2 protein-coding genes are annotated in these 2,088 nt (G+C 54.8%); both read left to right on the forward strand.

The features are described from left to right. A partial coding sequence (locus WCA53_RS32395; RefSeq protein WP_423921483.1) for an SDR family oxidoreductase occupies nt 1–395 on the forward strand: 395 nt, incomplete at its 5' end. Nucleotides 396–855: 460 nt separating this feature from the next. Further along, nucleotides 856–1,875, forward strand: a complete 1,020-nt coding sequence (locus WCA53_RS32400; RefSeq protein ID WP_423921486.1) for a ketopantoate reductase family protein — start codon at nt 856–858, stop codon at nt 1,873–1,875. Nucleotides 1,876–2,088 lie beyond the last annotated feature (213 nt).

The raw sequence follows: 2,088 nt of genomic DNA on the forward strand, positions 1-2,088 counted from the left end.
GGCAAGGTGGGGGTGGAAAGATCATCAACACGGCCTCAATTGCCGCTCGCCAAGGGTATCCCGATTTCACCCCTTACTGCGCTAGCAAGTTTGCGGTGGTCGCCATTATCCAGGCCGCTGCGAGAGCGCTTGCAAAACACAAAATCACCGTTAACGGCTTTTCGCCTGGCGTTGTCTCGACACCTTTGTGGGACACGCTCGACAAGGACCTGATGGAAATGGGTGCGAGTTCAAAGCCCGGCGAAGCGATTGACACTTTCTCAAAGGACATTCTGCTGGGGCGCATCGCTGTTCCCGACGACCTTGGTGGTACGGGCGCTTTTCTTGCGTCGTCGGATTCCGACTACATGACGGGCCAGATCGTCGCGATTGACGGCGGAATGGTACTGATCTAAACAATGCTAACCAAAATGACGAGTCTTTTAAAACGTGTCACACCGATTGGTGCCGTCAATAACACCACCTTTTACGAAGTTCCGGCGACAACTAACCGCCTTGATACAGCGTACCAACTGTTGAAGGTCGGCCCGGCGCTGTCACTTGCAAGCGAGATTTATGAAAGACCAGAGATTCGCACGATAGCAATCCTTGGCTACAACTAGCAGAGCCTTTGGAGAACGAAACGTCCCGGTCAAGTACCTCTTGCCGCTCTGAGAGAACGCAGTTTGGTTTGTTTTCCAGGGTGGGATGGCTTGCGGCGGCCACCCATTTTTTTAAACCTTTATGCACCAGGTTTTCTCGATCGCAATGCGGATGCAACCTCGTTTGCGGCTCTGAATTCCACGTCGTCGAAGTCTCCTCAAACAAGGAGGCTGACACATAACCGCATTTATCCGATTTTAAGGAACTTTCAAAATGTCCGAACAGAAAATTGCAATACTAGGCACCGGCGCGCAGGGGGCTTCCATCGGCGCAGATCTGGTGCTCGCTGGACTTGATGTGACGTTCATCGAGCAGTGGCCTGAACATGTTGAAGCAATGCGAAGAGACGGCATCACTGTGAACCTGCCTGCCCGCACCATCAATGCGAGGGTCAAGGCGCTGCATCTCTGTCAGGTGGCCGAGCTTCGCGAGAAGTTCGACGTGGTGTTCATTGTGACCAAAGCGTACGACACAACGTGGTCCTGCCAACTGATCGAGCCGTACGTAAAGCCGGACGGACTCGTCGTAGGGCTGCAAAACGGGATGTCGATTGATGCGATCGCGAGCGTCGTCGGCGTGAATCAAACAGTGGGCGCCGTCATCGAAATTGCGTCGAACATGTTCATTCCCGGCATCACGAACCGGCAGAACGATCACGACACGTCATGGTTCGCCGTGGGAGGGTTCGATGAATCAACAAAGGATCGTGCCGAATCGATCGCACAGATTCTGCGACATACTGGTACCGTGGAAGTCACGTCTGACATTCGCTCCTCCAAGTGGATGAAGCTGGTCGTCAATGCGGCTGAGCTTGTTCCGTCTGCCATTTTGAATCTGCCGCTGAACACTGCGGCGCGCGTGCCGGGAATGCTCGACTTCATGCGCCAGGCGGGTTATGAGGCAATCCACGCTGCTGTCGCCAGCGGCAGCCGCATCGTGCCAATCTTTGGCATGCCCGATGTGGATCCTTCTCGTCCGGAGAAGGTTGTTGACGATCTTTTCGATGAGGTGCTGACGACCTTCTCTATGGAAGACACGCTCACAACCACGCTGCAAGACTGGCGGAAGGGGCGTCGCGGTGAAACGGACGACGTCAATGGCTATGTGGTACGTTGGTTGGAGAAGGTCGGCAAGTCTGCACCCGTCAATCAACGGGTGGTCGAGGTCGCGCACCAGATTGAGCTAGGAAAGCTTCAGGCTGATCCTTCGAACATCAAGTTGCTGCTGGCGTAGTGAAGTAGCGATTGTTCTTGGTGGCTTTTCGGGTAAGTACCAGAACGATCGCGCCAAAACTCAAGTTTCAGGAGTTAGAGACGACCAATCTCCGTATCGGCGTGCTTGGCACCGGCGCCAACGGAGCCCCAATCGCTGGGGACCTAGCGCGCGCTGGCCGCGACCTGGTATTACTCAGCAGTCGCTAATATAGGCGACAGATGGAGCTTGGAA

This window comes from Caballeronia sp. (assembly GCF_049581465.1).
In the GTDB taxonomy this organism is placed as follows: domain Bacteria; phylum Pseudomonadota; class Gammaproteobacteria; order Burkholderiales; family Burkholderiaceae; genus Caballeronia.

Coding starts and splice junctions, on each gene's coding strand:
- WCA53_RS32400 (WP_423921486.1), top strand. CDS start 856: ATGTCCGAACAGAAAATTGCAATACTAGGCACCGGCGCGCAGGGGGCT.